Genomic DNA, 26,639 nt, shown 5'->3' with positions numbered 1-26,639 from the left:
AAAGAGCTGGAATAAAAATAACTCACAGCCTTGTCGTTTTGAGCACACACATTTAGCAACTCCAGCACCCTTATAAAAAATAAAAATAACGAATGGGCGTTTAAGCCGTATGCCTCTTCGCTTTGCGTCAGCAATAGCATCAAAGGAGCCGTCACATGGGTAAGCTGAGTTCTTCCTTGTGGCTTATATTGTTAGTTTTTTCGCAAAATGTGCTTGCTAATAGCCAATATAATATGCGTAAAGGCGTAACTGATATAAGTAATAATGTATACCAACTGCACATGACCATATTTTTAATATGTTGTGTGATTGGGGTGATCGTGTTTGCCATTATGTTTTGGGCACTCATCCATCATCGCAAGTCTAAAGGGGCTGTCCCTGCCCAGTTTCATGAAAGTACCAAAGTAGAAATACTCTGGACTGCCATTCCTTTTGTCATCTTAATTGTTATGGCCATTCCTGCGACTAAAACGTTAATTGCCATGGAGGATGCCAGCAAAGCTGATATCACCATAAAAATTACTGGATCACAGTGGAAGTGGCATTACGAGTATATGGGGGAGGACGTTGAGTTTTATTCAATGTTAGCGACTCCTCAAAATGAAATAACGAATCTTGCCGATAAAAACCCGAATTATTTACTCGAAGTAGATAAGCCGCTGGTGCTACCGATTAATCAAAAAGTACGTTTTTTAATGACTTCAGATGATGTAATTCACTCATGGTGGGTACCTGATTTTGCAGTTAAAAAAGATGCAAACCCTGGGTTTATTAACGAAACATGGACCAATATTAATGAAGTAGGTACTTACCGCGGGCAGTGTGCAGAGCTGTGTGGTAAAGATCATGGCTTCATGCCTGTTGTGGTAGAAGCAAAAACAGAAGAAGACTTCAAAACGTGGTTGGCAGAAGCTAAACAAGCTAAACAAAAAGCGGCTGAAGCAGACGCTGCGTTATTAGATCAAGTGGTACCAAAAGAGGAGCTGATGGCTCTTGGTGAGCAAGTTTATATGGCGAGCTGTGCAGCGTGTCATCAACCTACAGGTTTAGGTTTGCCGGGTGTCTTTCCAGCACTTAAAGGCAGCCCAATAGTTATAGGTGATATCAAAGGTCATATCGATATCTTACTTCATGGTAAACCAGGTACAGCGATGCAGTCTTTCGCAAAGCAATTATCTATTAAGCAGATAGCAGCCGTTATTACTTATAAGCGTAACGCATGGGGTAATGACACCGGAGAGGTAATTCAACCAAGCGAAATACAAGCGGCACTGGATGCTGATGGGGAGGCTAAATAATGAGTAGCATTGCAGAACAACCTAATTCCAATGAGGCTCATCATGGCCATCAACCTGCAACAGGCTTTAAGCGCTGGTTATTTACAACCAACCATAAAGATATAGGAAGCTTATATTTAATTTTTTCTCTCACCATGTTTTTGATTGGTGGAGCAATGGCTATGGTTATTCGGGCTGAGTTATTTCAGCCGGGTTTACAATTGGTTGATCCTCACTTTTTTAATCAAATGACCACAGTACACGGTTTAATCATGGTGTTTGGTGCAGTAATGCCTGCATTTACTGGATTGGCAAACTGGATGATTCCGTTAATGATTGGTGCGCCAGATATGGCATTACCGAGAATGAACAACTGGAGCTTCTGGATTTTACCATTTGCGTTTTTGATTTTGTTAGCGTCACTGTTTATGCCTGGTGGCGGTCCTGCATTTGGGTGGACCTTTTACGCTCCGCTTTCCACCACTTATAGTAACGACAACACAGCAATGTTTGTATTTGCGGTACATATAATGGGTATCAGTTCGATTATGGGTGCCATTAATGTGGTGGTCACCATAGTGAATATGCGTGCTCCGGGTATGACATGGATGAAACTGCCGTTATTTGTGTGGACATGGCTGATCACGGCTTTTTTACTTATTGCAGTAATGCCGGTACTTGCTGGTGCAGTTACTATGGTACTCACCGATAAATACTTTGCGACCAGCTTCTTTGACGCCGCTGGTGGTGGCGATCCGGTAATGTTCCAGCATATATTTTGGTTTTTTGGTCATCCTGAAGTTTATATTATGATTTTGCCTGCCTTTGGCATTATCTCTACGATTGTTCCTACTTTTTCACGTAAAAAACTATTTGGTTATGCCTCTATGGTGTACGCCACTTCCTCGATTGCCTTGTTGAGCTTTATTGTGTGGGCGCATCATATGTTTACCACAGGTATGCCCGTGGCGGGTGAGTTGTTTTTTATGTACGCGACTATGTTGATATCGGTACCTACCGGCGTAAAAGTATTTAACTGGGTAGCAACTATGTGGCGTGGCTCTATTAGCTTTGAAGTGCCCATGCTGTTTAGTATCGCATTTATTGTGCTGTTTACTTTAGGTGGCTTTTCGGGATTGATGTTGGCGATCACACCTGCTGATTTTCAATACCACGACACCTACTTTGTAGTTGCACACTTCCATTATGTGCTGGTGACAGGCGCGGTATTTTCTATTATGGCGGGGGCTTATTATTGGTTGCCAAAATGGACCGGAAATATGTTCAATATTACTTTGGCAAAATGGCATTTTTGGTTGTCCTTGGTAAGTGTAAATGTGCTGTTTTTCCCAATGCATTTTGTGGGGTTAGCTGGTATGCCACGTCGAATTCCAGATTATGCACTGCAGTTTGCTGACTTTAACGCCATTATTAGTATAGGTGGGTTTGCCTTTGGTTTATCGCAATTACTGTTCGTTGTTGTTGTGTATAAATGTGCAAAAGGGGGCGATAAAGTGCCTGCAAAAGTTTGGGATGGGGCAGAAGGGCTTGAATGGGAAGTTGATTCACCAGCGCCATATCATACGTTCTCAACGCCGCCGGACATTAAATAATGACTCACTTGCCGTTATTAAAAAAGCTGGTGGTTATTTGCATTGCAATGTTTGCTTTTGCATTTGCCATGGTACCTATATATGACGTGTTTTGCGATATAACCGGGCTTAATGGTAAGCCCTCGCTAGAACAAGCACAGCAAAGTACCTTGGTTACTGAGAATAGAGAAGTTAGCGTTAGTTTTACCACGCATGCCCAAAGTGGTGCGCCTTTTGAGGTTAAATCTAAAGAATACAGTGTAGATGTAAAACCAGGGGCCATGCGTGAGGTTATGTTTAGCGCTAAAAACAACAGTAATGAAGACAAAGTGATGCAGGCTATCCCCTCGGTAGCACCGGGTAAAGCAGCTAAATATTTACACAAAATAGCGTGTTTTTGCTTTGACCAGCAACCTTTGAAGGCTGGCGAGGAGTTAGAGTTTAAATTACTTTTTTATGTTGATACTGAGTTACCCAGTGATGTGGAGGAGTTAACTCTGTCTTATACCGTATTTGATATTAGCGAGAAGTTAGTAGCCAGTAATAACTAGCTTATAAAACTAGTGAAAAACTAGGAGCAAATGAAATGAATCAAAAATATGAACATTATTACGTACCTGATCAAAGCCCATGGCCAATAGTTGGCGCAGTGGCGCTATTTTTTATTGCGGTAGGGGCAGCCTTAACAGTTATGGATATGGGTAAAGAGGGAGGCAGTGGTATTTACATACTGTATGTGGGTATTGCCGTATTGCTTTATATGCTGTTTAGCTGGTTTAAAAATGTGATTGAAGAGTCGCATCAAGGTTTATATTCTGCACAAATGGATCGCTCATTTAGACAAGGTATGAGCTGGTTTATTTTTTCAGAAGTCATGTTTTTTATGGCCTTTTTTGGGGCCCTTTTTTATGCTCGCATGTTTTCTGTGCCTTGGCTTGGAGGCGCCGATAACAACGCCATGACTAACGAAGTGTTATGGCCTACTTTTGAGGCTGTGTGGCCATTGTTAAATACCCCTGGGGGCACCTCTACGCAAGCAATGGGCTGGCAAGGGTTACCACTGATAAATACCCTTATTTTATTAGCTTCGTCGGTAACTCTGCATTTTGCTCATGTAGCGATGGAAAATAACAAACGTACTCCACTTAAGGTGTTTTTAGGCGTAACTATTTTACTGGGAGTATGCTTTTTAGGGCTCCAAGTAGAAGAATATATTTATGCTTATAATGACCTTAATTTAACTCTTGATGCGGGAATTTACGGTAATACCTTCTTTTTGCTAACCGGTTTTCACGGTATGCATGTCACCTTAGGTACCATTATTTTATTAATCGTTTTCCTACGGATTTTAAAAGGCCACTTTACAAAAAATAAGCACTTCGCGTTTCAAGCTGCGGCGTGGTACTGGCATTTTGTTGATGTTGTTTGGCTATGTTTGTTTGTTTTTGTATATGTGCTGTAGTGGGCAAAGGTGATTGATTTGCCGCAATTAAACCGAGCTTTAGTGCGGCAATTACCATCACTAATACCACAATAGAAAATAACACTCGACGCCCTAAAAAGTGAGGCATGGGGCGTCCATTGGTTTTTCCCGACACCATAATAAATAAAGCACGAAATAAATTAAACAATATAAATAATAACAGTAGAACAATAATAATTTTAATAATCACTGGATTTACCCTTATGCAGTTAGTTGTATTTAACAAACAAAAGCTTAGCTCAATAATCACAGTTTGCCTGGTTGTTATTGTGGTATTAGTTTGTGTGCGTTTAGGGTTTTGGCAATTACAGCGCGCAGATCAAAAGCAACAGCAGCTTAATGCCATTGAAAATATACAACAGCAAGGGGTTATGAGCTGGGCACAGTTGCAACAACTGCCAAAAGAGTGGAATAAAACCGGGGTATTAGTTTCGTTGAGTGGTTATTTTGATACCAATAATTATTGGCTGCTCGATAACCAAATTTATAATGGTCAGGTTGGTTACGACTTACTGGCATTATTAAAGTTAGCTGATGATTCGCGCTTTTTATTAGTTAATTTAGGCTGGGTAAAAGCAGGCAGTTCAAGAGAAATCCTACCAAACGTGACAATACCTAGTGGTAAATTTTCGTTAACGGCACAAATTAAAGAAGATAACTTAAGTGGCTTTACCTTAGCTAATAGCAATACTCAATCAGATTTAGCTAAACGAATTCAAATCATTGATCTGCAATCACTCAGTAGCCAATCCCAGCGAACTTTAGTGGATTTTATGGCCTATCGCCAAGGCGACGATGATGAGATTGCGGCCCCCCATTATGAAGCTGTTGTGATGAGTCCAGAAAAACATTATGCCTACTCAGTACAGTGGTTTTTAATTGCGATTGCCTGTGTGGTAGTTGCTATTTTTGCAAGCAAGAAGAGGATAGATAATGAAAAATAAACCCCTGTTGCTCTTTGTTGTATGCTGCGCTATCCCTTTAGTGCTGGCTTACAGCGCGTTAAAACTTGATTGGCTACCTACAGCAATTACTAATCATGGTGAGTTTTTAGAACGTGAAATTAAGCTAGACAATTGGCAGCAGCATAATCCAAAACAATGGACCATTGCTTTAAATTATTCAGCACAATGCGAAGAGCCTTGCTCGGAGCAGCTCGCTGCTTTAGATAATTTATATGTTGCCCTTGGCAAAAATCAACACAAAGTAGATATGGCGATAATGGGGAGACCCAAAGCTGCGAAGCCACATTGGCATATGATTGCTGAACAACAGCAATTAAAACCCGCGAGTTTATATTTAATCGATCATATGGGACTGATTGTACTGGAATATCCATTTAACCCTCAACCACAAGAAAACCGTTTGATACAAAAGGGATTATTAAAAGATCTAAAAAAATTACTTAATTACTCTCGTTCAAGCTAAGTAGAGGCTGCTATGTATAAAAACTATAAAAATTTGGTATTAGCAACGAGTTTATTCGCATTAATTGTGGTAGCTCTAGGCGCATATACGCGGTTAAGTGACGCAGGGCTTGGTTGCCCCGATTGGCCTGGTTGTTATGGCTTTTTAACCGTACCAAAACAGGAAGCCGAGATTGCTCATGCGATTCAAAGCTACCCCGATATGATATTTGAAACAGCAAAAGCATGGAAAGAAATGATTCATCGCTATTTTGCCGGCACGCTGGGGGTATTAATTTTAGTGTTGTTTATTTTGGCTTTTGTAAAACGTCAGTATCCGACTACGCCCGTAAAATTACCGATGCTACTGCTTTTGCTTGTTATTTTTCAGGCCGCGCTTGGCATGTGGACGGTGACTATGAACCTGCAGCCGCTTATTGTGATGGGGCATTTACTCGGAGGGTTTAGTATTTTGGCGTTATTAACGTTGTTGTACTTACGGCTGACTAGCCAGCCAATTACGGGGGGGGACGCAGGTGCAAAACCTCACTTTAAACTAAGCTTGGTGGCGCTCACGGTACTTATTTTTCAAATCGCCTTAGGTGGCTGGTTAGCGGCTAATTATGCCGCGCCACATTGTAATGGTTTACCGCTATGTAGCTATGCTCAGCCGTTTTCGCTCAGTAGTGTTTTTCAGCTACCGTTAGAGCACAGCAATTATGAGTTTGGCGTGTTGTCACAACAAGCGCGTATGTCTATTCATTTACTGCATCGTATGTGGGCATTGGTCACTTGTATTGTGTTGGCACTCGTTATGTGGCGAATATACAGCCATGCCTATTCACAAAAAATTAAAAGCTGCACAGTGAGTGTATTGGTAGCGTTATTTTGCCAGATAGCGTTGGGGTTAGCTGTAGTATATTTTCACTTTCCGATCAGTGTTGCGCTGGCGCATAACTTAATGGCTGCCATACTGTTATTAACTATGGTTAGGTTATGTTATTACCTAAAAGTCCGTACCTAAAGGGGAATCGTTATGGCACTTACAATTAACAAAAAAGCAATGCAGCCCGTTTATAGCCCATCGTTATTGACTAAAAGTTATCATTTAATCCAAGATTATTTAGCAATCAGTAAATTTAAAGTGGTGGCTATGTTGGTGTTAACGGCATGGGTGGGCTTGGCTCTCGCCCCTGACGTTGGTAGAGGCATTGGGGTTCAGTTCATAAGTTTATTAGGGATTGGTTTACTCTCTGCGGCAGCTGCCGTTATCAATCATGTGGTTGATAGTGAAATTGATAGTAAAATGGCACGTACACGCCACCGCCCAGTCGCCAAAGGACGCTTAAGTAAATTACACGCATTGAGTTTTGCTGCTGTTATTGGCGTGGCAGGGTTTATTATGTTGATGTTGTGGGCAAATACACTCACTGCCATACTTACCTTATTTGCACTTGTTGGTTACGCATTTATTTATACGTCGTTTTTAAAACGCGCCACGCCACAAAATATAGTGATTGGTGGTTTGGCTGGCGCCATGCCACCTTTACTTGGTTGGGTGTCTGAAACCAATCAAATGGCAGCCGCTCCTTGGTTGTTGGTTATGATTATATTCACATGGACTCCTCCGCACTTCTGGGCGTTAGCAATCGCGCGTAAAAGTGATTACGAACGCGCTAAAATCCCTATGTTACCTGTCACCCATGGAATCGACTTTTGTAAAACCTGTGTGCTCGCGTACTCGGTGCTATTAGCCATTGTGTGCGTATTACCCTATTTGATAGGTATGTCGGGGCTTATTTATTTAAGTGGGGCCTGTATCCTCAATATACTCTTTATATACAAAGCAATTAACTTAAAATTTGCCGCCAAAGAAGACACCGCAATGGATTTATTTCGTTTTTCGATTGTTCATTTAATGATACTCTTTGCTATCTTATTTATAGATAAATGGCTAGTTATATGAAGCAGTTATGGTGTGGGTTAATTGTTTTTTCGGTGCTTTTTTTATCGGCATGTGATGATAAAAAAAGTTTACAAGATCTTGATGCATTAGTGTACGAAACTGCAAAACCGTTATCTGATTTCTCGCTAAATGATCAACAGGGGGAGTTAGTAACCAAAAAGCAGTTTTTAGATCAATGGAACTTAGTGTTTTTAGGCTACACAAGCTGCCCTGACATTTGTCCAATGACGCTTGCTAAGCTCAACAATGTCTATAAAAACTTACAAGCTGACTATCCACTGCAGGTGTGGTTTATATCTGTTGATCCTAAACGAGATATTGCTCAAAAGCGTAAAGAGTACATAGATTATTTTAACCCTAAATTTTTAGCTGTATCTGGGGAGCATAAAGACTTATTTCCATTTGTACGAGAGCTGGGATTAATTTATGCAATTAGTGATAGTGATGAATCTGACTATGCGGTGGATCATAGTGCATCGGTTGCACTTGTTGATGGTAGTGGCGCCCTGAGAGCTATTTTTAAGCCCGAATTTAAACAAGGAGATGTGCCTTTGGTGAATACTACAAAATTAACAGCGGAATTTATTGAAATAGCAGATTACTACAAAAACTAGTTTTTAATGGTTTAACAATTTTCAAGGGGCTTTGTGCCCCTTTTTACGTTTTTTAACAGCTGTTTTTAATTAATTAGTTATTTTTTAGTCGTTTTTATGGCGTTTTCTTTATCTCGGTCTAAGCTTTTGTTATGGATTGAGTTGATAAGGAAAAGCTTAAAAATGCTTAAACTACCAAATGAGCTTTCAATTGTTCAGGTTGACGTTTTACATCAAGATTTATTAAGCGAGCTTAATAATAGCCGAGATATTTGTCTGGATATTAGCGATGTCATGTCTGCTGATACCGCCTCGGTTCAACTCCTTTGTGCCCTACAAAAACACCTTCTTACTATCAATCAAAAAATTGCCTGGGTTGGCAGCAGTGACGCATTAAAAAATGCCATTGAACAACTCGGTTTAAGTGAATATTTAGCTTCAGAAAGTACTAACTAGAGGTTTATATGAAAAGAATTTTAGCTGTCGATGATTCTGCATCAATGCGCCAAATGGTGAGCTTTACGTTAAAAACAGCAGGGTTTGATGTTACCGAAGCCAAAGATGGCAGCGAGGCATTAGCCATTGCCAAGCAACAAGGTTTTGATGCAGTTATTTCTGATGTAAACATGCCAATTATGGATGGGATCACACTTATTAGAGAGCTAAGAGGGCTACCAGATTACAAGTTTACACCGCTGCTTATGCTTACTACGGAGTCGGGGATGGATAAAAAAGTAGAAGGTAAAGCTGCTGGGGCAACAGGATGGATTGTAAAACCTTTTAATCCAGATCAGCTATTAGCCGTGCTAAAAAAAGTAATCCGTTAACTTAGGAGTGCACTGTGAGTATTGATTTAAGCCAGTTTTTTGAAGTGTTCTTTGAAGAGAGTTTTGAAGGCCTCGATATCATGGAGACTGAATTACTCAACTTAGTGCCAGGCGAAGAAGACTTAGAAACCATTAATACTATATTTAGAGCTGCTCATTCAATAAAAGGGGGCAGTGCTACTTTTGGATTTAACTCAATTGCAAATTTTACCCATGTTTTAGAAACATTATTGGATCAAATTCGTGAAGGTGAGCGCAATATAACTAGCGAGCATATTAATTTATTACTTAAATCAGTGGATTGCTTAAGGGCTTTGTTAAGTTCGCTAAAAGTACAGGAAGAACCAGATTTAGCCCAAGCAGATACTTTACGTGAGCAGTTCGAAAAATTACTAGGTATGCCAGCTGGTGAGGAGCAAGGGGAAGAAACACATCATGAGCAGGTTATAGTTAATACTTATCAGATTGATTTTAAGCCACATTTTCATCTTTTTAAAACCGGTAATGAACCTTTGTTTATGATCAGCGAGTTAGCCGAGCTTGGTGAGTTAGAAGTACAGGCATTCACCGATGCCATACCTGATATTAAAGAATTAACCAGCGATGAGTGCTTTTTATATTGGCGGTTTTTCTTAAACACTGAGCGCGATGAGCAAGCCATTAAAGAGATTTTTGAATGGGTTGAAGATGATGCAGATATTAAAGTCGAGCTATGCGGTGGCTTATTTAATGATGCTAAAGCCGGATCAGAGGAATTAATTAACGAACCGGCTGTTGTGGAGGAAGCTCCCAAAACTGCTGAGCAACCCAAAGCAAATAAAGCAAAGGCAGCTGCCAATGCGCCCAGCGCAAAAGCCGCGCCAGAATCTACCTCTATTCGGGTTGGTATAGATAAGGTTGATTCATTGATTAATATGGTGGGTGAGTTGGTTATTACCCAAGCAATGTTAAATCAGCTTAGCGAACAGGAAATGACAGCCACTGCGGTAACCTCGCTTCAAGAGGGATTGGCGCAACTAGCGCATAATACCCGAGACTTACAAGAAAACGTGATGCGTATTCGTATGCTGCCAATTAATTTTGTATTTAGTCGTTTTCCACGTCTGGTGCGTGATATTGCTCAAAAGCTTAATAAAGAGGTGGAGTTAAAGCTGATCGGAGAGCAAACCGAGTTAGATAAAACTGTGATGGAAAAAATATCTGATCCTATGGTGCATTTAGTAAGAAACTCACTGGATCATGGTATTGAAACTGTAGAAAAGCGTATTGCGGCAGGTAAAGATCCTGTGGGCAAAGTTACATTAAATGCTTTTCATCAGGGAGGAAATATCGTCATTGAAATCATGGACGATGGTCAAGGCCTTAACACTCAAAAGATTAAAGAAAAAGCGATTACTAACGAGCTAATTGCTGGCGATAGCGAGTTAACAGATGATGAAATTAACGAACTTATATTCATGCCAGGGTTTTCTACTGCTGATGAAGTAAGTGACTTATCTGGCCGGGGTGTGGGTATGGACGTGGTTAAACGCAATATCCAATCATTAAATGGCTCGGTAGAGGTGACATCTGCTGCCGGAATTGGTTCTACCTTTACTATTCGGCTACCGCTCACCTTAGCTATTTTAGATGGGCAATTGGTAAAAGTGGCCAAGCATACTTACATTATTCCACTGATCTCAATTGTAGAGTCATTACAAATTGATATTGCAAAAGTAAGCCGTGTTGGTAAAGACCTAGATGTACTCAGGTTACGTGATGAATACATTCCTATTCTGCGCCTATACGAGATTTTTAACCATCAAGGTGCGATTGAATCATTAGATAAGACCTTATTGGTTGTGGTGGAGAACGATAACCAAAAAGTCGGGGTGCTCGTTGACGATTTACTTTCACAGCAACAGGTGGTTATAAAAAGCTTGGAGGCTAATTACCACAAAGTGGACGGAGTCTCTGGGGCAACTATTTTAGGTGATGGTCGTGTCTCGTTAATTTTAGATATTAGCGGTTTGATTAAGCTTTCAGGATTAAAAAAACCTGGCAGCCAAGCATTGAGTATTGAGCCATCAGCGACTCTGGGGGATTCATGTTCTCTGAATCAATAGCATTAAATAGCAATATTGAGCTACAGCGCAAAGAGGGCATTAAGCAGTTTCTTACCTTTATTATGGCTGAAGAAGAATACGGAGTAGATATATTAACGGTGCAAGAAATCCGTAGCTGGGAAGACATAACCGCACTGCCAAATGCCCCTGAGTACGTAAAAGGCGTTATTAATCTACGCGGCACGATAGTACCCATTATTGATTTGAGGTTACGTTTTGGTTTACCCACAATTGCCTATGGGCCGTTAACAGTAGTGATTATTGTAAAAATAGAGTTTGAACAAGAAAGTAAAGTAATGGGTATTACGGTAGATGCAGTGGCAGATGTTTATAGTATTGCAGAGCAAGATGCTAAAGCTGTGCCGAGTTTAACCCAGACCAATGAAAGTGAATATGTAGCAGGGTTAGTCAATGTAGGCGAAAAAATGGTCGCCTTAATTGATTTGCCTGCAACCATGGATATTTAGCGGTAACAGTAACTAAATAAAGTAAATAACTTAAAGGTGGTGATAAGCATGGGATGGTTTAGTAATTCAAAACAGTCTGAATCAAGCAATGATTTGATAATGAATGCATTGCATAAATCATTAGCAATAATTGAATTTGAGCCGAATGGAAGAATCATTACTGCCAATGTTAATTTCCTGCGTGTAATGGACTACTCTCTGGCTGAAATACAAGGTCAGCACCACTCTTTATTTATTAGCTCTAGCGAAGCGAAAAGTGATGAATATCGTCAGTTTTGGCAGCGAATGAACGCGGGTGAGTTTATTTCAGATGAATTTAAGCGGTTTGGAAAAAATGGTAAAGAAGTGTGGATACAAGCCACCTACAATCCTGTTTTAGACTCTCAGGGGCAAGTGATTAAAGTGGTTAAATTTGCCACAGAGATCACAATGCAAAAATTAAAGGCAGCCGAAGCAGCTGGACAAGTTGCAGCAATAAACAAATCACAAGCAGTTATCGAATTTGACTTAGATGGCACAGTGATTAATGCCAACGATAACTTTTTAACCACATTTGGCTACCAACTTAATGAAATACAAGGTAAGCACCATCGTTTATTTGTTGCACCAGAATATGCAAATAGTCCGGATTATCAAACTTTCTGGGCCAAACTGGGGCGGGGTGAGTACGACCGAGGAGAGTATTTACGTTTTGATAAACAAGGCCGTGAAATTTGGATTAGTGCTTCTTATAACCCCATTTATGACATGGATGGGCGAGTGTTAAAAATTATTAAATACGCCACAGATATAACTGAGCAGAAAGAGCTAGAACGAACTTCTAAAAAAACTGCCGACTTAGCCAACGCCTTAAAGGTATGCCAAGCCAATGTGATGATGGCTGATAATGACTTAAACATTATTTTTGCCAACGAACAAGTTAAGCAAATGCTAAAAGCACGCGAAAGAGATTTGCAATCGGTATTACCTAACTTTGCTGTAAGTGATTTAATCGGCACATGTGTTGATGATTTTCACCAACATCCGGCGCATCAGCGCGAGCTATTAAAAAAATTAGATGCGCCCCATAAAGCGACACTTAAATTAGCTGGTCTTATTTTTGATTTAATTGCTTCGCCATGGTTTAACGAAGAAGGAGAACGCTTGGGAACAATTGTTGAGTGGCAAGATATTACTGATGAAGTATTTAAGGCCGATGCAGAGCGTGCCAGAGCACAGGAGAACTTACGTGTTCGCCGAGCGTTAGACACTGTAGCAACAAACACTATGATTGCAGATGCATCGAATGTGATTGTTTATATGAATGACGCGGTGAAAAATATGATGAGCAATGCTCAAAATGATATACGCATTGATTTACCTAACTTTGATAGCAAAAATCTACTGAATCAAAATATTGATATATTTCATAAAAATCCAGCCCATCAGCAAAATATGTTGGCTAAGTTAACGGATACCTACAGCACTGAAATTAAAGTGGGCGGCAGAACCTTTGGCTTAGTTGCTAACCCAATTATTACGCCAGACGATGAGCGAATTGGAACTGTAGTTGAATGGGAAGACAGAACAGCAGAAGTAGCTATAGAAAAAGAGGTTGCTCAGCTGGTCAGTGCCGCAAGTAAAGGGGAGCTAAATAGCCGTGTGGTTGAGCAAGGAAAAGATGGCTTTTTCCTTCGTTTAGCTCAGGGTCTTAATAGTTTAGTTAAAGTGGTTGACGATGCGGTAACTGATACTGGCAATATGCTCGATGCCATGGCTACTGGTGATTTATCTAAACGGATTGAAAAGGAATACCAAGGCTCGTTTGAAAAACTGAAAACAGATGCAAATGCAACAGCAGATAAACTAACCGAGGTTATTAATCGAATTAACACATCAGCCACTTTGGTGGCTAGTGGGGCTGAAGAAATTTCACAAGGTAATGCTGATTTAAGCCAGCGTACAGAAGAGCAGGCATCATCATTAGAAGAAACAGCTTCTAGTATGGAAGAGATGACCAGTACGGTACGTCAAAATGCTGATAATGCCAAGGTAGCTAATGACTTAGCTGAAGAAACCTGTGATAAAGCAATTCAAGGTGGTGAGGTTGTTAATAAGGCCGTAACCAGTATGTCGGCTATTAACGAATCGAGTAAAAAAATTGCTGACATTATTGGTGTTATAGACGAAATAGCATTCCAAACAAACCTATTAGCGCTCAATGCAGCTGTAGAAGCTGCAAGAGCAGGTGAGCAAGGCCGAGGTTTTGCGGTTGTTGCAGGTGAAGTGCGTAACTTAGCTCAGCGCTCAGCTGGTGCAGCTAAAGAAATTAAAGAGTTAATTAGAGATAGTGTTGGTAAAGTTGCTGATGGTAGCGCTCTTGTAAATGAGTCAGGTGTGACGTTACAAGAGATTGTGGTATCGGTGAAACGTGTGACACAAATGATAGCTGATATAACTCAGGCCTCTGAAGAGCAAAGCGCAGGAATTGAGCAAGTAAATAAAGCTGTATCGCAAATGGATGAAATGACCCAGCAAAATGCGGCATTAGTTGAAGAGGCATCGGCTGCAGGTGAGTCTATGGCAGAGCAGGCTAATGAAATGCGCCGTTTACTGCACTTCTTTTCTCTAGGGCAGCAAGATATGGCGGTGGTATCGCCCACTATTCGCACCCCTGAAATAACGCATAAGCAACAAAATAGCTTCGTTAATAATAAGAGCAAAGGTGAAAACTTTGTAGACTCAGCTGAAGAGTGGGAGGAGTTTTAACCCTGTTTTAGATGGTTCACACACAGAAGTAGTGTGAATCTATCTTTATATTTATTTGAGAGTACATAATGAAAGAGTTTTTATTAACGGATAGCGATTTTAAGGAAGTGGCTCATTTAGTGTATAACGCCTGTGGTATTGTGCTTGGGGAGCATAAGCGCGAAATGGTTTACTCACGATTAGCAAGGCGAATTCGTGAGCGTAAATTAACAAACTTCTCTAGTTACCTTGATTACTTAAAAAATCATAAGGACCAGGAGTTTGATGCATTTATTAACGCCATAACTACCAATTTAACCTCTTTTTTTCGTGAAATTCATCACTTTGAATTTATAAAAGAGCAGTTTATTCCTGCGATGCTAAAAGCAAATAAGCATAATAAACGCGTTCGTATTTGGTCTGCAGGTTGCTCTACCGGCGAAGAGCCCTACAGTTTAGCTATGACCTTACAAGGGGCTTTTCCAAGTGATTGGGATGTGAAAATTTTAGCAACTGATCTTGATTCTAATGTACTAGCTAAAGCCCAGAGCGGTATTTATACTGCGGCAAATGTGAATGGACTGGATGATGCATTGCTCAAGCGTTGGTTTTTAACCAGCAAAGACGGGCAAAGTTATAAGGTGAAACCTAAGCTACAGCAATGTATTTCATTTAAGCGTTTAAACTTACTCCAAGATTGGCCGATGAAAGGCCCATTTGATTTGATCTTGTGTAGAAATGTAGTGATTTACTTTGATAAAGAGACAAAGGATCAGCTTTTTAACCGTTATGCCGATATTTTAAATAACCAAGGTTATTTATTTTTAGGGCATTCAGAAACCATGGGGAAAGAGCATGTCTTATTTAAAAACTTAGGGAAAACCATGTATCAGAAAGTAGCTCATGCAAACACAATTTAAGCCGGTATTAGCGGGATTTGAGCATATTAAACGCTATTGGGATGCCACGCGAGAGCGTGTGGTCGCTAAGGTATTGCCAGGTGAATTTTATGTTTCTAAAAACGATGAGCTGATCACCACAGTGCTCGGGTCGTGCATTGCTGCTTGTGTTTACGACGATAAGCTAGGTATTGGCGGGATTAATCACTTTATGCTACCTATTCAAAAAGGTGAGCGAATTGACCAAGCGCATAGTTTAAGTTGTCGTTATGGTAACTGGGCTATGGAATATTTAATTAATGAAGTGCTTAAAAATGGCGCTTCCCGGGCAAACTTAAAAGTAAAACTGTTTGGGGGAGGCAAAATAATTAGCGCAATGACAGATATTGGTATTGGCAATATCAGTTTTGCCAATGCATATATAGCAGAAGAAGCGCTAAACTTAGTGGCGCATGATATGGGCGGACCCTGGCCGCGTAAAATATTTTTTAATCCTCATGATGGAAAAGTACAGGTTAAAAAGCTAAGAAACTTACACAATAACACTATTGAAAAACGTGAAGTGCGTTACTTGCATAATCTTGAACAGCAAACCAAAGCCACTGATATAGAACTGTTTTAAGGATGGCTATGATTAAAGTATTAATAATTGATGATTCGGCACTGATCAGGCAATTACTGACAGAGATACTGCAACAGGCAAAAGATATTGTGGTAGTGGGCTGTGCACAAGACCCATACGAAGCCAGAGAGATGATCAAAAAGCATAATCCGGATGTACTAACACTAGATGTTGAAATGCCAAGAATGGACGGCATTAGCTTTTTAAAAAACTTAATGCGCTTACGCCCTATGCCCGTAGTAATGATTTCCACTCTTACTCAAAAAGGCTCACCTATAACCCTAGAAGCGCTTGAACTGGGGGCGGTTGATTTTATTGCAAAACCTACGGTCAACGTTAAACAACAAATGAGTCAATATGCTGATATTGTTCAGCAAAAAGTCAGGGTAGCGGCTAGTGCACGGGTTCGAGGCTACAAAAAAACTAGTACTGTAGCAGAGCCTATACCCACCAATGCCGAATTTTTAGTAAATAAAGTGATTGCAATCGGTGCATCAACAGGGGGAACCGAGGCGATAAAAGAAGTGCTTATACGTATGCCCAAAAATTGCCCTCCTATTGTAATAACGCAGCATATCCCCCCCGTATTTAGCACCTCATTTGCAGAGCGGATGCAGCGTACTTGTACTATTAACGTAAAGGAAGCTCAGCAAGGCGATAAACTGGTCGCAGGTTGCGCTTATATAGCTCCGGGTGGACTTCATTTACGAATTTGTAAACAAGGTAGTGCTTTGCATTGTCAGCTTGATGATGGAGAGACGGTTAATAGACATAAACCCGCGGTGGATGTTTTATTTAACTCATTACTTGAAATAGGTGCAAAGCATATTGTTGCCACACTATTAACCGGTATGGGAAGTGATGGTGCAAAAGGATTGCTCGCATTAAAGCAACAAGGTGCATACACACTTGCGCAAGATGAGTATTCGTCTGTGGTATGGGGTATGCCCAAAGCTGCTATTGATATGGGGGCAGCAAATGAAGTCGTACCGCTGGAGAAAATGACCCAGCGGTTATTAAATCAAGTAATAAAAAGTAAAACTTAGTTGATCACCCAAGGCTGTGAAAACCAATAATAACTGCCGGTTTGTTTTATTGATGGAGCCGTGCAGTTAAAGCGAGACCGGCCTTTATTAAGCTGTTTTGGCGATGTTACCTCAACTGTATTATCGTCTAACCAATTTAAATTTGCTTGGCCAACGCTTGACACATAACAGGCAAATTGACTCTTATGAAAGTCATTTTTCTCAAGTTTTATTGTGAGTGACGGTGGATTTTGTGAAGTGACACTATCTTCATAGGTTAGCTTATTAATGGTAAAGGCAGTTGAATTTATCTTGGTAATTAACGTCTCTAGCTTGCTATAAAAACCTGAAGCTGGGAAGCGCGGTAAGCGACTAAAGTTAGAGTGTTGATTAACGGCTCCTGAGTGCTGGCCAATACCAATAAAGCCTAGTTCTGTAACGAGAGCTTGTAGTTGGTTGTTAAACTCTCCGTATGGGTAGGCAAGATATTTATAATCGTGACCTATTTCCTCTTTAATACGTTGTTGTGAACTAAGAATGTCTTTTTTAGTGCGTTCGCGCCATTGGCTAGGCGTTTCATTCTCGCGCTTTTTATGTAGGTAGTTATGCTCGGCACTATGATTAGCAATGAGCGCTCCTTTTTTGGCAAGCTCCCTGAGCTTATTCCACCCCATAACATAACCCGCTTGTTCATCAATGAGTTTTGGGTTTACGAAAATAGTGTACGGGTAGCCAAACTTCTCAAGAATTGGAGCTGCTTGATCGTAATTATTGTTGTAACCATCATCAAAGGTAATCGCGATTGTTTTGTTCTCTAAAGCCTTACCTTGTTGTAATGCACTAATCAGTTCATTTAATGGAATAACGTTAAAGTTATGCTCTTTTAAATAATTTAAGTGTTTTGTAAAAGTGTTGGCACTCACGCTGGTGACAGCGGGAAGGGTTTCACTGACGTGATGATACTGTAGAATAACAGCTGCTTGCGCGCGTAAAGAACCACAAATCAGGAATAATAATACTAAATGAAACAATTTCTTATACATAATAAAGCACACCATAAAAGCTTGTTGTTGTTAGCCGGTCCGATGATATTATCAAATATTACCGTCCCGTTGTTAGGAATTGTTGATACGGCAGTGATCGGTCATTTGGGGAGTGCGCATTATTTAGCGGGAATAGCCTTAGGCTCTACTGTGATCTCCATTTTATTTTGGCTTGCTGGTTTTTTAAGAATGAGTACCACTGGGCTGGTGGCTCAGGCTTATGGTAAAAATGATTTAACTCAGCTTGCAGCCTTACTTAAACGCAGTTTATTGTTAGCCACTTCGGTTGCCTTACTCCTTATTTTACTGTCACCCCTTATAAAACATGCTATTGCGTATTTATCAGCTGCCAATAGCGATGTGCTCAATGAAGCCTATCGATATTTTAGTATTCGTATTTTTAGCGCCCCTGCAGCGCTATGTAATTTAGTTTTACTAGGCTGGATGTTGGGCGTGCATTATGGGCGAGGGCCATTTTATTTACTGTTAGTCACTAACATTACTAATATTGTGCTCGATATTTATTTTGTAGTGTACCTTGATTGGGCGGTTGCTGGGGCTGCGTGGGCATCACTTATTGCTGACTATATCGCGCTTGTATTTGCTTTATTGCTAGTGGCTCAACTTGCTAAAAAGCATGGTATGAGCTTGGCAGTAGCAAATTGGTTTAGTGTGGAGAAAATGGCAGCACTACTGAGCTTAAACCGCGATATTTTTATTCGCTCTTTAGTGCTGCAGTTATGCTTTAGCTTTATGACCTTTTATGCAGCCCGCTTAGGTGAAACCACATTGGCTGCTAATGCCGTTCTACTCAACTTTTTAATGTTAGTTAGCTTTGCACTTGATGGAATTGCTTATGCAAGTGAGGCCAAAGTGGGTCAAGCTAAAGGTCAACAAAGTGTTGAAAAGATAAGGCTATGGGTAAAAATCAGTGTATTTTGGGGTATGTTATTTGGCATTTTGTATAGTGTGTTTTTTATAGTATTTGGCAGCAGCATTATTAAGCTATTAACTAATGTACCAGAGGTTATTGACGAGGCCATTCACTACTTACCTTGGGTAATAGTATTGCCTATTTTAGCTATGAGCTGTTTTTTGTTCGATGGTATTTTTGTTGGTCTGACACGCGCTAAAGCGATGCGAAATAGTATGTTGCTTTCAGCAGTTGTAGGCTTTTTTGGGGTGTTTTGGCTATTTCAGGATTGGCAAAATAATGGGTTATGGTTAGCTATGAGTTGTTTTATGCTTATGCGAGGCGTTACGCTTATCGTTAAATATCAACAATTAAAAGCTAACAATCAATTACTTAAATAAGTGAGTTGATATGAACCGTTACTTCCAAAGGTCGGGGTCGTTATTTTTGGAAGGGATATTTTTTAATACTTGAGAAAAGCGGTTAGCAAAAATACCCGCATAGCCCCAAAAAGCAAAAAATAAAGCGGGGGCTAAAATAACCAAGCCGATAACTTGCAAACTGTAATGGCTGTAATAGCCCACAGCGATAAATATCACGGCTAGCACAAACAGTGCTAGCCCGCGAAAAAAGCGCTTTAAACTCAACTTAGGGTCGCTCCCTAAGCGGTAAATAAGTGGCTTTAGCATAATAAATTAATGCTTAGTAGTAAGAATGCTCGCCTGCTTCATGATCGGTAATGTCTGACACACCGGTGATCTCATCAAATTTAGCAATCATTTCTTTTTCAATGCCTTCTTTTAGTGTGACATCGATCATAGAACACCCATTACAACCACCACCAAACTGAAGTACAGCAACACCAGCTGCAGTGATCTCTACTAAGCTAACTTGGCCGCCATGGTTGGCAAGTTGTGGGTTTACTTCAGTTTCTAGCATGTGCTGCACACGCTCATTCAAGCTGGCATCTTCACCTAGTTTACGTGCTTTAGCATTAGGTGCTTTAAGAGTTAACTGTGTGCCCATTTTGTCGGTAACAAAATCAATTTCAGCTTCGGCTAAAAAAGGCGCGCTTTCAGCATCAACAACCGCATCAAAGCCGTTAAAATTTAGGCGAATATCGCTCTCTTCTACCGCGTCTTCTGGACAATAAGAAACACCACATTCAGCTTGTGATGTACCAGGGTTAACAACAAACACACGAATATTCGTTTGTTGAGATTGATCTGCTAATAGCTTAGCAAAATGCGCTTGCGCTGTTTCGGAAATAGAAATCATAATACCGTCTATACTTGACTAAATTACTCGGATACTGCATATCATACTCCGCTCATCGTGTTGCGGCTAGTGTTGAGCGTAAAAAGTTGGCATCTATTTTAAGCAATGGTAGCGTGCAATTAACAAACATTTTTAGAGTGATTTATATGCGCTTCATATTAACAATAATGGTGGTGCTGGCCAGTCTTTCAAGTATGGCAAAGCCCCTGTCTTATTATTTTGAGCAACAGGTTGAATTCGATTCTACCATACCAACACCTCAAGAGGTGCTGGGTTATCAAGTGGGTGAGTGGCATGTGAGACATGACCAACTTGTTCGCTACATGGAAATTTTAGCTCAAAAAAGCGATCGAATTAATTTTGAAGTAATAGGTCGTACTCATGAGCAGCGCCCGTTAGTTATGCTAACGATTACTGCGGCTAACAAATTAAAAAATATAGAAAAAACTCGCCAAGCGCACTTAGCTCGCCTAAATAATTCAAACAATAAAACAGCGGAGCAGCCAAGTGTTGTATGGATGGGTTACAGTGTTCATGGGAATGAATCATCAGGTAGTAATGCAGCTTTACTAGTCGCTTATTATTTAGCGGCAGCGCAAGGGGATGAAATAAATGAGCTACTTAACAACACGGTTATTTTACTCGACCCGTCGCTTAACCCAGACGGCTTAGCACGTTTCGCAAATTGGGCTAATAGTAATCGTGGAATGAACTTATCGTCAGATCCGCAAACCCGAGAGCATGTAGAAAGCTGGCCAAGCAGTCGAACAAACCATTATTGGTTTGATTTAAACCGTGATTGGTTGCTGTTACAGCACCCAGAGTCGCGCGCAAGGATTGCTAAGTTTCATTATTGGAAGCCTAATATTTTAACTGACTTTCATGAAATGGGGCCAAATAGTAGCTACTTTTTTCAACCGGGTGTCCCAAGTCGTAAACACCCAATTACCCCTGAAGAAAATGTAAGTCTAACTAAAGCGATTGCAAATTATCACGCTAAAACATTAGATGAAAACAACGCGTTATACTTCACCGAAGAAAGCTTTGATGACTTTTATTATGGTAAAGGCTCTACCTACCCCGATGTAAATGGTGGTGTGGGTATTTTATTTGAACAAGCAAGTTCTCGTGGCCATATTCAAGAAACGATCAATGGCCCGCTAACTTTTGCGTTTACGATTAAAAACCAACTGTTAACGAGCTTATCAACGTTTAAAGCAGCGATTGATAACCGCCAAGCTTTGCTAGAGTACCAAGCTAACTTTTATAACAAAGCAGTTGAGCTTGCCAAAGATGAAGACTATCAGGGCTATATTGTTCAAGCAGATGAAGATCATACCCGTACTAACGATTTTTTAAGCATACTTAAACAACATCAAATTAATGCCTACCCAGTGAAAGAAGGGCTAAAAGCTGAAGGTAAAAACTTTACCGCAAATAGTTATTTTGTGCCGCTTGCGCAACCACAATATCGATTAGTTAAAGCTATTTTTAGTGAGCAACAAAACTTTGCCGATAACACCTTTTACGATGTGTCGGGTTGGACATTAGCGCATGCGTTTAATTTACCATTTGCTAAAGTAAACAGCCGCTGGGGATTAGAGGTAGAAAAAACAGCTTGGCAAAAACCAAAGCAGCCAGAGTTAGCGTCACTGACTAACAATTACGCCTATGGATTTGCATGGAATGACATGCAAGCTCCCAAAATGCTCAATAGTCTGTTACAGCAAGGCATTAAAGCTCGTGTTGCATTAAAACCATTAACAGCAGTATCAACCAATGCAGAAGTAAACTTTGACGCAGGTAGTATTATTATTCCAGCAGGACTTCAAACTGACACCAACTGGGTGACAAAGTTAAACCAAGCACAAAGCCAGTTTGGGATTGAAGTTAAACCAATTACTACCGGTTTAACTAGTAAAGGTGCTGATTTAGGGTCTCGCTCTATGGCTGTGGTTTCTGCACCTAAGGTGTTATTGGTTGGTGGTAAAGGCGTGAGCCAATATGAAGCGGGTGAAGTTTGGTACTACCTAGACCGTTTTGTGGGTGTAGCGCCAACCATTGTTGAAATGGAGCGTTTAGCGTCTTTAGAGCTCAGTAATTACAGCCATATTGTGTTGCCACATGGTAATTATTCTACTTTATCTGATTCCGATAAAGTTGCTATAAAAAGCTGGGTAAGGAAAGGTGGTGTTATTTGGGGGCACAAAGGCGGAGCTAAGTTTTTAGCCGATCAACAGCTATTAAAAGCAAGCTACTTATCGCGTAGAGATGTGGCTAGTGCATTTGATACTCAAGGTTTAAAGTATGCAGACAAAGACCACCTAGCAGGTCGTCAGCGTATTGCAGGTGCGATATTTAATACCAAGGTAGATACAACTCACCCACTAATGTTTTCATTTAAGCGTGTCACACTACCCGTATTTAAAAATAGTACTTGGCTACTTGAAGCCTCGCAAGCACCATTTGTAAATATACTTACCTATACACAGCAGCCGCTACTTGCTGGTTTTACTGATGCAATAAATGTAGAGCAAGTGGCTGGTGGGGCAGCGTTAATGGCACACTCTTATGGTCGAGGTAGTGTTATTGCGATGACAGATAACCCTGTATTTAGAGGGTACTGGTATGGTACCAGCCGATTATTAAGTAATGCTTTATTTTTTGGTCACACCTTTCGCGTGAGTGGAAACTAACACGCCCTAAAGTGGCGTTAAGCACGTGGTAAATGCCCATACGTGTTTAGCGCCGGCTTCTTTTAACGATAAGGTGGCTGCATTAAGAGTTGCTCCTGTAGTCATGATATCATCGATAATTACTACCGTTTTTCCCTCTAAATTAATTTTGCATGAAAAAGCCTGCTGTAAATTTTTAACTCTTTTAGCTTTGCTTAATTGTGATTGTGCCGAGGTGTGTTTATGGCGAAGCAACGCATTATTTAATACTTTATTTGACCCTAAACAGGGCTGCCATACTTGGGTGACTTGATTAAACCCACGCGTTAAAAAGCGCGCTTTATGTAAAGGTAAAATTATAAATGCATCAACAGCTACAGGGTGTTTAGTCATAAAAACCCTAAGTTGTTTTTTTATGACTTGCTGTAATGCTTTTTTATAATGGATTTGATTATTAAATTTAAGCTGCTTTAACCATAAATCAAAAGGGGGCTGGTAAAAAGCACAGGCAAACAGCTTTTCAAAGTTGCAGTTAGGAAACATTTCTACAATATCAGGGCGGTAAAATAAATTGTCATGCTCGGCCAGATCTAGCAATGGCAAGTCATCTAAACAAAATTGACACAGTCCCATTGAGCTATGAATCTGACTTTGACATAACACACAGTAAGAGGGGAATAGCCAATCACTTAGGCTGAGTTTCATTCGCTGATGATCCTCATTACAAACTCCTTTTAAAGCGCTATCATAGAACTCAAGTTTGGTTAAGGTTAGGCAAATATGCAAAATGAATGTGTGTTGTTACATGGTTGGGGAATGAGCCAAGGTGTGTGGCAGTTAATAAAACCAGAATTAGAGTTTTTATATTCAGGTAAAGTGCGCTGTTTGGATTTACCCGGTTATGGTGATAATAACGTCTCTTTAAGCCCATATACATTACACGATGCTGCAAAGCAGGTGAGTGAGCAGTTAAAGCCACAATCGGTACTAATGGGGTGGTCTTTAGGTGGGTTGTTTGCTATTTATATTGCCAAATATTGGCCAGAAAAAGTATCAAAAGTCATTTTAGTTGCCTCAACGCCCTTTTTTGCAGAGCAATTACCATGGGCTGGCATTAAGCCTAAAGTATTAACACAGTTCAAAGAGCAGTTGTTGCAAGAGCGTTCAAAAACGATAGAGCGCTTTTTGGCAATTCAGGCAATGGGCAGTGAGTCGGCTCGCGATGATGTAAAACAGTTAAAGCAGTTATTGAGTCAGTCACCGCCCCCGAATAACGAGGCTTTAAGTGCAGGGCTAGACATATTGCAAAATGAAGATTTACGCGAATTATTTGCTCAATGCCCAGTGACTATTCGCGGCATTTTTGGGCGCTTAGACTCTCTCGTTCCTTATCGGGCCATTGAGAAAATGGTGGCACTTAATGCTGACTTTGAGTACGAAGTGATAGACAAAGCATCACATGCGCCTTTTATTTCTCATAAAAGTGAATTTTTATCTGCCGTTAAATCAATGCTTTGAAGCAAAGCCATGATTACTGCGGTTTAAAGCTTTATTTTGCGTGATTTTTGAGCGATAATTAAACAATATTTATTTGCTGGAGGTTTATTATTATGCCAATAGGATCTGTATTCAATAGTGGTGTTGAAGGGTTTAATAGAGCCAGCCAAGGAATTGAAAAAGCCAGCGCTGAGATTAATCGTGCCAGCATAGAGCAGCAAGACGACTCTCAACTAGCGCAGCAACGTCAATTAACGGCCGCTCGTCCTGAAGAAGCAGTCACTGCGCCAGTATCTCAACCTGCACGAATTGATGATGCATTAGTAAACTTAAAAGTTGAAGAGTTTAATGCTAAGGCAAACACGCAATCTATCCAAACTGCAGATGACGTATTAGGCACTTTAGTTGATATTAAAGTGTAATTTCTCATGAATATTGTCACGCCGTTTCCGTCTATTAATATAAACACCGCAAATGTTTATACGGAGACTGCTCGGCGTGACAACCAGCTACGTGAGGTCATTCCCCCAGCCGCTGCGAATACCGCTGGTAGCACCGAAAACAAAGCTCAAAGTGATGCAGAAAAAGCCAAACTGCCAGGCAACAGCGACAGCGCAACTTATACTGCGAGCGGCAAAATTGCAGACGAGAAAACGATTGCGCAACGCGAGGGCAATGCAGATAGCGATCAAGATGATGCCGAGCAAGAAAAACAACAAGCTGCTGAAGAAGTTAGTGAGCAAGAAGAACTGCAACTTGAGCAAGAACTTCAACAAATTAAAGAACTTAAAGCCCGTGACACTGAAGTACGAACACATGAGCAAGCGCATGCCGCTGTGGGTGGAAAATACGCAGGGTCTCCGAGCTACGAATACCAAAGAGGGCCCGATGGTACTAACTATGCGGTAGGTGGTGAAGTACCGATAGATGTTGGGGTTATCAATGGCGACCCCCAAGCAACTATTGATAAAATGCAAACGGTACGTGCTGCAGCACTCGCGCCGGCTGAGCCTTCAGGTGCCGACAGAGCAATTGCGGCAGATGCCACTCAAAAGATAGCCGCAGCACAAGCTGAGTTAGCTTCAGCAGATGACGAAGACAGCAGCGAAGATAAAAGCAGAGTCAGTGCGTCGTTTTCTAACAGTGAAAGTTCAGAAGTAAAAACTGCTAAAAGTGAAGAGCAATCGCGTGATGTTGAAGTAGAAGCGCGTGCTGGGCGCATTGCTCAATTCTACCAAATGGCTACATCTCCTTATGGGCAAGCAGGCTTTTCGGCTACTATTTAATATAAGCAATAAATTTCTTTTGCCCATTAAATAAGACTCTCAATTAAAATAACTTCACGTTTGTTCACACTATATTGTATTTTATGTTGTTAAGAATATATCAAATTGTTATTGTCCCTGCGATTTTTATTAAGGAAGACAATTAAATGAAATATGCAGTATTAGCAGGGACCTTATCACTCTTCTCAATCACCGCCGGAGCTAATCAAACATCACTTTTAAGCTACGATTATGTTGAAGTTGGCTATACAAAAACTGACATTAAAAGTAATGATAAAACGAACCCTGATAGCCCAAGCTATTCTGGTTACGATGGGTACGTTATTAATCTTAGCAAGCAACTTTCTGAAAATTGGTACGTTACAGGCTCGTATTCTCAAAGTCGTGTTGATTATTCTAGCACGACTACATTTACATCATTTGCTCCTCTACCAGATGGCACTTATCCGTCTAATTCGACAGATTTTTATCATGAAACAACGGATATGAGTTTAAGTCGTTATAATGTTGGCTTTGGATACATTCAACATTTTTCAAGAAAAACTTCTGTTGACTATGTTCTGAAATATGGGAAAAGTAAAATTAAGACTGAGGAAACACTTGTACATAGACTTGAATCTGATGGTAATGTTTTTGATGTTTCAAAAACAAACAATGAAAGATCAGAAACAGCTGACTCCTATGAAGTAACTGTACAAATTCGACATTTATTGACCGAACAATTTGAAGTAAATGCAGGCGTTGGTTATGAGCGTTTACATGGTGTAGGAACAGGTTATGTACGTTTGCATGATGCTGAAAGTGAAAATAACTTTCTGTTAAAAGCGGGTATAAGTTACGCAGTCACTGATAAAGTAACGTTTGCCGCTTCCTACAGTTATATAGATGAATACGCAGACATCGCAACTGCAGCATTTCGTTATTATTTTTAAAGAAAATTTAAATAGTAGAATAGCAA

At 40.4% G+C, this 26,639-nt stretch carries 28 protein-coding genes; 23 read left to right on the top strand and 5 right to left on the bottom strand.

Annotated elements, in window-relative coordinates; translation table 11 throughout:
* Positions 1–155: 155 nt before the first annotated feature.
* From coxB to CWB75_RS11700, 4 genes are read left to right on the top strand one after another with little or no spacing between them, the layout of a single operon-like run.
* Complete coding sequence (gene coxB / locus CWB75_RS11715) at positions 156–1,298, top strand: cytochrome c oxidase subunit II (RefSeq protein ID WP_054202822.1); 1,143 nt, start codon at positions 156–158, stop codon at positions 1,296–1,298.
* Entirely contained in the window at positions 1,298–2,890 is a 1,593-nt protein-coding gene (ctaD, locus tag CWB75_RS11710; RefSeq protein WP_010392382.1) for a cytochrome c oxidase subunit I, read from the top strand. The genes coxB and ctaD overlap by 1 nt, the downstream gene beginning before the upstream one ends.
* The gene (locus CWB75_RS11705) at positions 2,890–3,420 is read left to right on the top strand and encodes a cytochrome c oxidase assembly protein (protein WP_010392384.1); all 531 of its coding nucleotides are present in this window, start codon (positions 2,890–2,892) and stop codon (positions 3,418–3,420) included. The genes ctaD and CWB75_RS11705 overlap by 1 nt, the downstream gene beginning before the upstream one ends.
* 35 nt (positions 3,421–3,455) lie before the next feature.
* Positions 3,456–4,331 carry a cytochrome c oxidase subunit 3 gene (locus tag CWB75_RS11700; protein ID WP_055012742.1) on the top strand — a complete coding sequence of 292 codons (876 nt, stop codon included), beginning with the start codon at positions 3,456–3,458 and terminating at the stop codon, positions 4,329–4,331.
* Here the strand turns inward: CWB75_RS11700 and CWB75_RS11695 are convergent.
* Positions 4,231–4,542, bottom strand: coding sequence for a DUF2909 domain-containing protein (locus CWB75_RS11695; protein WP_138570714.1), 312 nt, complete (start codon positions 4,540–4,542; stop codon positions 4,231–4,233). The two genes, CWB75_RS11700 and CWB75_RS11695, sit on opposite strands and share 101 nt — an antisense overlap.
* A 13-nt stretch (positions 4,543–4,555) precedes the next feature.
* Between CWB75_RS11695 and CWB75_RS11690 the strand changes: the two genes are divergently transcribed.
* The 13 genes from CWB75_RS11690 to CWB75_RS11630 all read left to right on the top strand — a co-directional run bounded on the left by CWB75_RS11690 (position 4,556) and on the right by CWB75_RS11630 (position 17,010).
* Positions 4,556–5,296: an SURF1 family protein gene (locus CWB75_RS11690; RefSeq protein WP_138570713.1), complete on the top strand. Its 741-nt coding sequence runs from the start codon at positions 4,556–4,558 to the stop codon at positions 5,294–5,296.
* Positions 5,286–5,780, top strand: a complete 495-nt coding sequence (locus CWB75_RS11685; RefSeq protein WP_010392391.1) for a redox-active disulfide-containing membrane protein — start codon at positions 5,286–5,288, stop codon at positions 5,778–5,780. The genes CWB75_RS11690 and CWB75_RS11685 overlap by 11 nt, the downstream gene beginning before the upstream one ends.
* A 12-nt stretch (positions 5,781–5,792) precedes the next feature.
* Positions 5,793–6,782 carry a COX15/CtaA family protein gene (locus tag CWB75_RS11680; protein WP_138570712.1) on the top strand — a complete coding sequence of 330 codons (990 nt, stop codon included), beginning with the start codon at positions 5,793–5,795 and terminating at the stop codon, positions 6,780–6,782.
* 12 nt (positions 6,783–6,794) lie between these two features.
* Entirely contained in the window at positions 6,795–7,724 is a 930-nt protein-coding gene (cyoE, locus tag CWB75_RS11675; RefSeq protein ID WP_138570711.1) for a heme o synthase, read from the top strand.
* Positions 7,721–8,338 (top strand): SCO family protein, encoded by a 618-nt coding sequence (locus tag CWB75_RS11670; RefSeq protein ID WP_008114152.1) that lies wholly within the window; start codon positions 7,721–7,723, stop codon positions 8,336–8,338. The genes cyoE and CWB75_RS11670 overlap by 4 nt, the downstream gene beginning before the upstream one ends.
* A 162-nt stretch (positions 8,339–8,500) precedes the next feature.
* The gene (locus CWB75_RS11665; protein WP_008465590.1) at positions 8,501–8,773 is read left to right on the top strand and encodes an STAS domain-containing protein; all 273 of its coding nucleotides are present in this window, start codon (positions 8,501–8,503) and stop codon (positions 8,771–8,773) included.
* An 8-nt stretch (positions 8,774–8,781) separates the two neighbouring features.
* On the top strand, positions 8,782–9,144 hold the full coding sequence (locus CWB75_RS11660; RefSeq protein ID WP_008115349.1) for a response regulator: 363 nt from the start codon (positions 8,782–8,784) through the stop codon (positions 9,142–9,144).
* A 14-nt stretch (positions 9,145–9,158) separates the two neighbouring features.
* On the top strand, positions 9,159–11,249 hold the full coding sequence (locus CWB75_RS11655) for a chemotaxis protein CheA (RefSeq protein WP_138570710.1): 2,091 nt from the start codon (positions 9,159–9,161) through the stop codon (positions 11,247–11,249).
* Complete coding sequence (locus CWB75_RS11650; RefSeq protein ID WP_008465584.1) at positions 11,231–11,716, top strand: chemotaxis protein CheW; 486 nt, start codon at positions 11,231–11,233, stop codon at positions 11,714–11,716. Before CWB75_RS11655 ends, CWB75_RS11650 begins: the two co-directional genes overlap by 19 nt.
* A gap of 48 nt (positions 11,717–11,764) precedes the next feature.
* Positions 11,765–14,464 (top strand): methyl-accepting chemotaxis protein, encoded by a 2,700-nt coding sequence (locus CWB75_RS11645; protein WP_138570709.1) that lies wholly within the window; start codon positions 11,765–11,767, stop codon positions 14,462–14,464.
* A 68-nt stretch (positions 14,465–14,532) separates the two neighbouring features.
* Positions 14,533–15,363 carry a CheR family methyltransferase gene (locus tag CWB75_RS11640; protein WP_010392403.1) on the top strand — a complete coding sequence of 277 codons (831 nt, stop codon included), beginning with the start codon at positions 14,533–14,535 and terminating at the stop codon, positions 15,361–15,363.
* The gene (gene cheD / locus CWB75_RS11635) at positions 15,347–15,964 is read left to right on the top strand and encodes a chemoreceptor glutamine deamidase CheD (RefSeq protein ID WP_138570708.1); all 618 of its coding nucleotides are present in this window, start codon (positions 15,347–15,349) and stop codon (positions 15,962–15,964) included. Before CWB75_RS11640 ends, cheD begins: the two co-directional genes overlap by 17 nt.
* Before the next feature lie 8 nt (positions 15,965–15,972).
* Entirely contained in the window at positions 15,973–17,010 is a 1,038-nt protein-coding gene (locus tag CWB75_RS11630) for a protein-glutamate methylesterase/protein-glutamine glutaminase (RefSeq protein ID WP_138570707.1), read from the top strand.
* Here CWB75_RS11630 and CWB75_RS11625 read toward each other — a convergent pair.
* A complete protein-coding gene (locus CWB75_RS11625) occupies positions 17,007–18,032 on the bottom strand; it encodes a polysaccharide deacetylase family protein (RefSeq protein WP_138570706.1) in 1,026 nt (341 codons plus the stop codon). The two genes, CWB75_RS11630 and CWB75_RS11625, sit on opposite strands and share 4 nt — an antisense overlap.
* On the opposite strand from CWB75_RS11625, the gene CWB75_RS11620 reads away from it, so the two are divergent.
* Entirely contained in the window at positions 18,012–19,346 is a 1,335-nt protein-coding gene (locus CWB75_RS11620; protein WP_249362325.1) for an MATE family efflux transporter, read from the top strand. The two genes, CWB75_RS11625 and CWB75_RS11620, sit on opposite strands and share 21 nt — an antisense overlap.
* A gap of 18 nt (positions 19,347–19,364) precedes the next feature.
* Here CWB75_RS11620 and CWB75_RS11615 read toward each other — a convergent pair whose 3' ends face one another.
* Positions 19,365–19,634: a hypothetical protein gene (locus CWB75_RS11615; RefSeq protein ID WP_008465571.1), complete on the bottom strand. Its 270-nt coding sequence runs from the start codon at positions 19,632–19,634 to the stop codon at positions 19,365–19,367.
* 13 nt (positions 19,635–19,647) lie between these two features.
* Complete coding sequence (nfuA, locus tag CWB75_RS11610; protein ID WP_008465569.1) at positions 19,648–20,223, bottom strand: Fe-S biogenesis protein NfuA; 576 nt, start codon at positions 20,221–20,223, stop codon at positions 19,648–19,650.
* Positions 20,224–20,369: 146 nt separating this feature from the next.
* On the opposite strand from nfuA, the gene CWB75_RS11605 reads away from it, so the two are divergent.
* Positions 20,370–22,919 carry a M14 metallopeptidase family protein gene (locus CWB75_RS11605; protein WP_171039115.1) on the top strand — a complete coding sequence of 850 codons (2,550 nt, stop codon included), beginning with the start codon at positions 20,370–20,372 and terminating at the stop codon, positions 22,917–22,919.
* Between the two features lie 6 nt (positions 22,920–22,925).
* On the opposite strand, the gene CWB75_RS11600 is transcribed toward CWB75_RS11605, so the two are convergent.
* Positions 22,926–23,603 (bottom strand): ComF family protein, encoded by a 678-nt coding sequence (locus CWB75_RS11600; protein ID WP_138570705.1) that lies wholly within the window; start codon positions 23,601–23,603, stop codon positions 22,926–22,928.
* 75 nt (positions 23,604–23,678) lie between these two features.
* Here CWB75_RS11600 and bioH point away from each other — a divergent pair, with 75 nt between their 5' ends.
* The 4 genes from bioH (at position 23,679) to CWB75_RS11580 (ending at position 26,613) form a co-directional block, all read left to right on the top strand.
* On the top strand, positions 23,679–24,416 hold the full coding sequence (gene bioH, locus CWB75_RS11595) for a pimeloyl-ACP methyl ester esterase BioH (protein ID WP_138570704.1): 738 nt from the start codon (positions 23,679–23,681) through the stop codon (positions 24,414–24,416).
* A 92-nt stretch (positions 24,417–24,508) separates the two neighbouring features.
* Complete coding sequence (locus CWB75_RS11590; RefSeq protein WP_008112879.1) at positions 24,509–24,817, top strand: hypothetical protein; 309 nt, start codon at positions 24,509–24,511, stop codon at positions 24,815–24,817.
* Positions 24,818–24,823: 6 nt separating this feature from the next.
* On the top strand, positions 24,824–25,681 hold the full coding sequence (locus CWB75_RS11585; protein WP_138570703.1) for a putative metalloprotease CJM1_0395 family protein: 858 nt from the start codon (positions 24,824–24,826) through the stop codon (positions 25,679–25,681).
* 146 nt (positions 25,682–25,827) lie between these two features.
* Positions 25,828–26,613, top strand: coding sequence for a TonB-dependent receptor (locus CWB75_RS11580; RefSeq protein ID WP_138570702.1), 786 nt, complete (start codon positions 25,828–25,830; stop codon positions 26,611–26,613).
* Positions 26,614–26,639: the final 26 nt, after the last annotated feature.

It is taken from the genome of Pseudoalteromonas sp. S1608 (assembly GCF_005887265.1).
Taxonomy (GTDB): Bacteria; Pseudomonadota; Gammaproteobacteria; order Enterobacterales; family Alteromonadaceae; genus Pseudoalteromonas; species Pseudoalteromonas undina.
Note: the sequence above shows the minus strand (reverse complement) of the source record. Positions and strands in the feature narration are given on the sequence as shown.

Coding starts and splice junctions, on each gene's coding strand:
- CWB75_RS11615 (WP_008465571.1), bottom strand. CDS start 19,634: ATGCTAAAGCCACTTATTTACCGCTTAGGGAGCGACCCTAAGTTGAGT.
- CWB75_RS11645 (WP_138570709.1), top strand. CDS start 11,765: ATGGGATGGTTTAGTAATTCAAAACAGTCTGAATCAAGCAATGATTTG.
- CWB75_RS11665 (WP_008465590.1), top strand. CDS start 8,501: ATGCTTAAACTACCAAATGAGCTTTCAATTGTTCAGGTTGACGTTTTA.
- CWB75_RS11640 (WP_010392403.1), top strand. CDS start 14,533: ATGAAAGAGTTTTTATTAACGGATAGCGATTTTAAGGAAGTGGCTCAT.
- CWB75_RS11650 (WP_008465584.1), top strand. CDS start 11,231: ATGTTCTCTGAATCAATAGCATTAAATAGCAATATTGAGCTACAGCGC.
- CWB75_RS11600 (WP_138570705.1), bottom strand. CDS start 23,603: ATGAAACTCAGCCTAAGTGATTGGCTATTCCCCTCTTACTGTGTGTTA.
- CWB75_RS11705 (WP_010392384.1), top strand. CDS start 2,890: ATGACTCACTTGCCGTTATTAAAAAAGCTGGTGGTTATTTGCATTGCA.
- CWB75_RS11625 (WP_138570706.1), bottom strand. CDS start 18,032: ATGTATAAGAAATTGTTTCATTTAGTATTATTATTCCTGATTTGTGGT.
- CWB75_RS11630 (WP_138570707.1), top strand. CDS start 15,973: ATGATTAAAGTATTAATAATTGATGATTCGGCACTGATCAGGCAATTA.
- CWB75_RS11700 (WP_055012742.1), top strand. CDS start 3,456: ATGAATCAAAAATATGAACATTATTACGTACCTGATCAAAGCCCATGG.
- CWB75_RS11605 (WP_171039115.1), top strand. CDS start 20,370: ATGCGCTTCATATTAACAATAATGGTGGTGCTGGCCAGTCTTTCAAGT.
- nfuA (WP_008465569.1), bottom strand. CDS start 20,223: ATGATTTCTATTTCCGAAACAGCGCAAGCGCATTTTGCTAAGCTATTA.
- CWB75_RS11620 (WP_249362325.1), top strand. CDS start 18,012: ATGAAACAATTTCTTATACATAATAAAGCACACCATAAAAGCTTGTTG.
- CWB75_RS11670 (WP_008114152.1), top strand. CDS start 7,721: ATGAAGCAGTTATGGTGTGGGTTAATTGTTTTTTCGGTGCTTTTTTTA.
- bioH (WP_138570704.1), top strand. CDS start 23,679: ATGCAAAATGAATGTGTGTTGTTACATGGTTGGGGAATGAGCCAAGGT.
- coxB (WP_054202822.1), top strand. CDS start 156: ATGGGTAAGCTGAGTTCTTCCTTGTGGCTTATATTGTTAGTTTTTTCG.
- cheD (WP_138570708.1), top strand. CDS start 15,347: ATGCAAACACAATTTAAGCCGGTATTAGCGGGATTTGAGCATATTAAA.
- CWB75_RS11680 (WP_138570712.1), top strand. CDS start 5,793: ATGTATAAAAACTATAAAAATTTGGTATTAGCAACGAGTTTATTCGCA.
- CWB75_RS11580 (WP_138570702.1), top strand. CDS start 25,828: ATGAAATATGCAGTATTAGCAGGGACCTTATCACTCTTCTCAATCACC.
- ctaD (WP_010392382.1), top strand. CDS start 1,298: ATGAGTAGCATTGCAGAACAACCTAATTCCAATGAGGCTCATCATGGC.
- CWB75_RS11585 (WP_138570703.1), top strand. CDS start 24,824: ATGAATATTGTCACGCCGTTTCCGTCTATTAATATAAACACCGCAAAT.
- cyoE (WP_138570711.1), top strand. CDS start 6,795: ATGGCACTTACAATTAACAAAAAAGCAATGCAGCCCGTTTATAGCCCA.
- CWB75_RS11660 (WP_008115349.1), top strand. CDS start 8,782: ATGAAAAGAATTTTAGCTGTCGATGATTCTGCATCAATGCGCCAAATG.
- CWB75_RS11685 (WP_010392391.1), top strand. CDS start 5,286: ATGAAAAATAAACCCCTGTTGCTCTTTGTTGTATGCTGCGCTATCCCT.
- CWB75_RS11690 (WP_138570713.1), top strand. CDS start 4,556: ATGCAGTTAGTTGTATTTAACAAACAAAAGCTTAGCTCAATAATCACA.
- CWB75_RS11590 (WP_008112879.1), top strand. CDS start 24,509: ATGCCAATAGGATCTGTATTCAATAGTGGTGTTGAAGGGTTTAATAGA.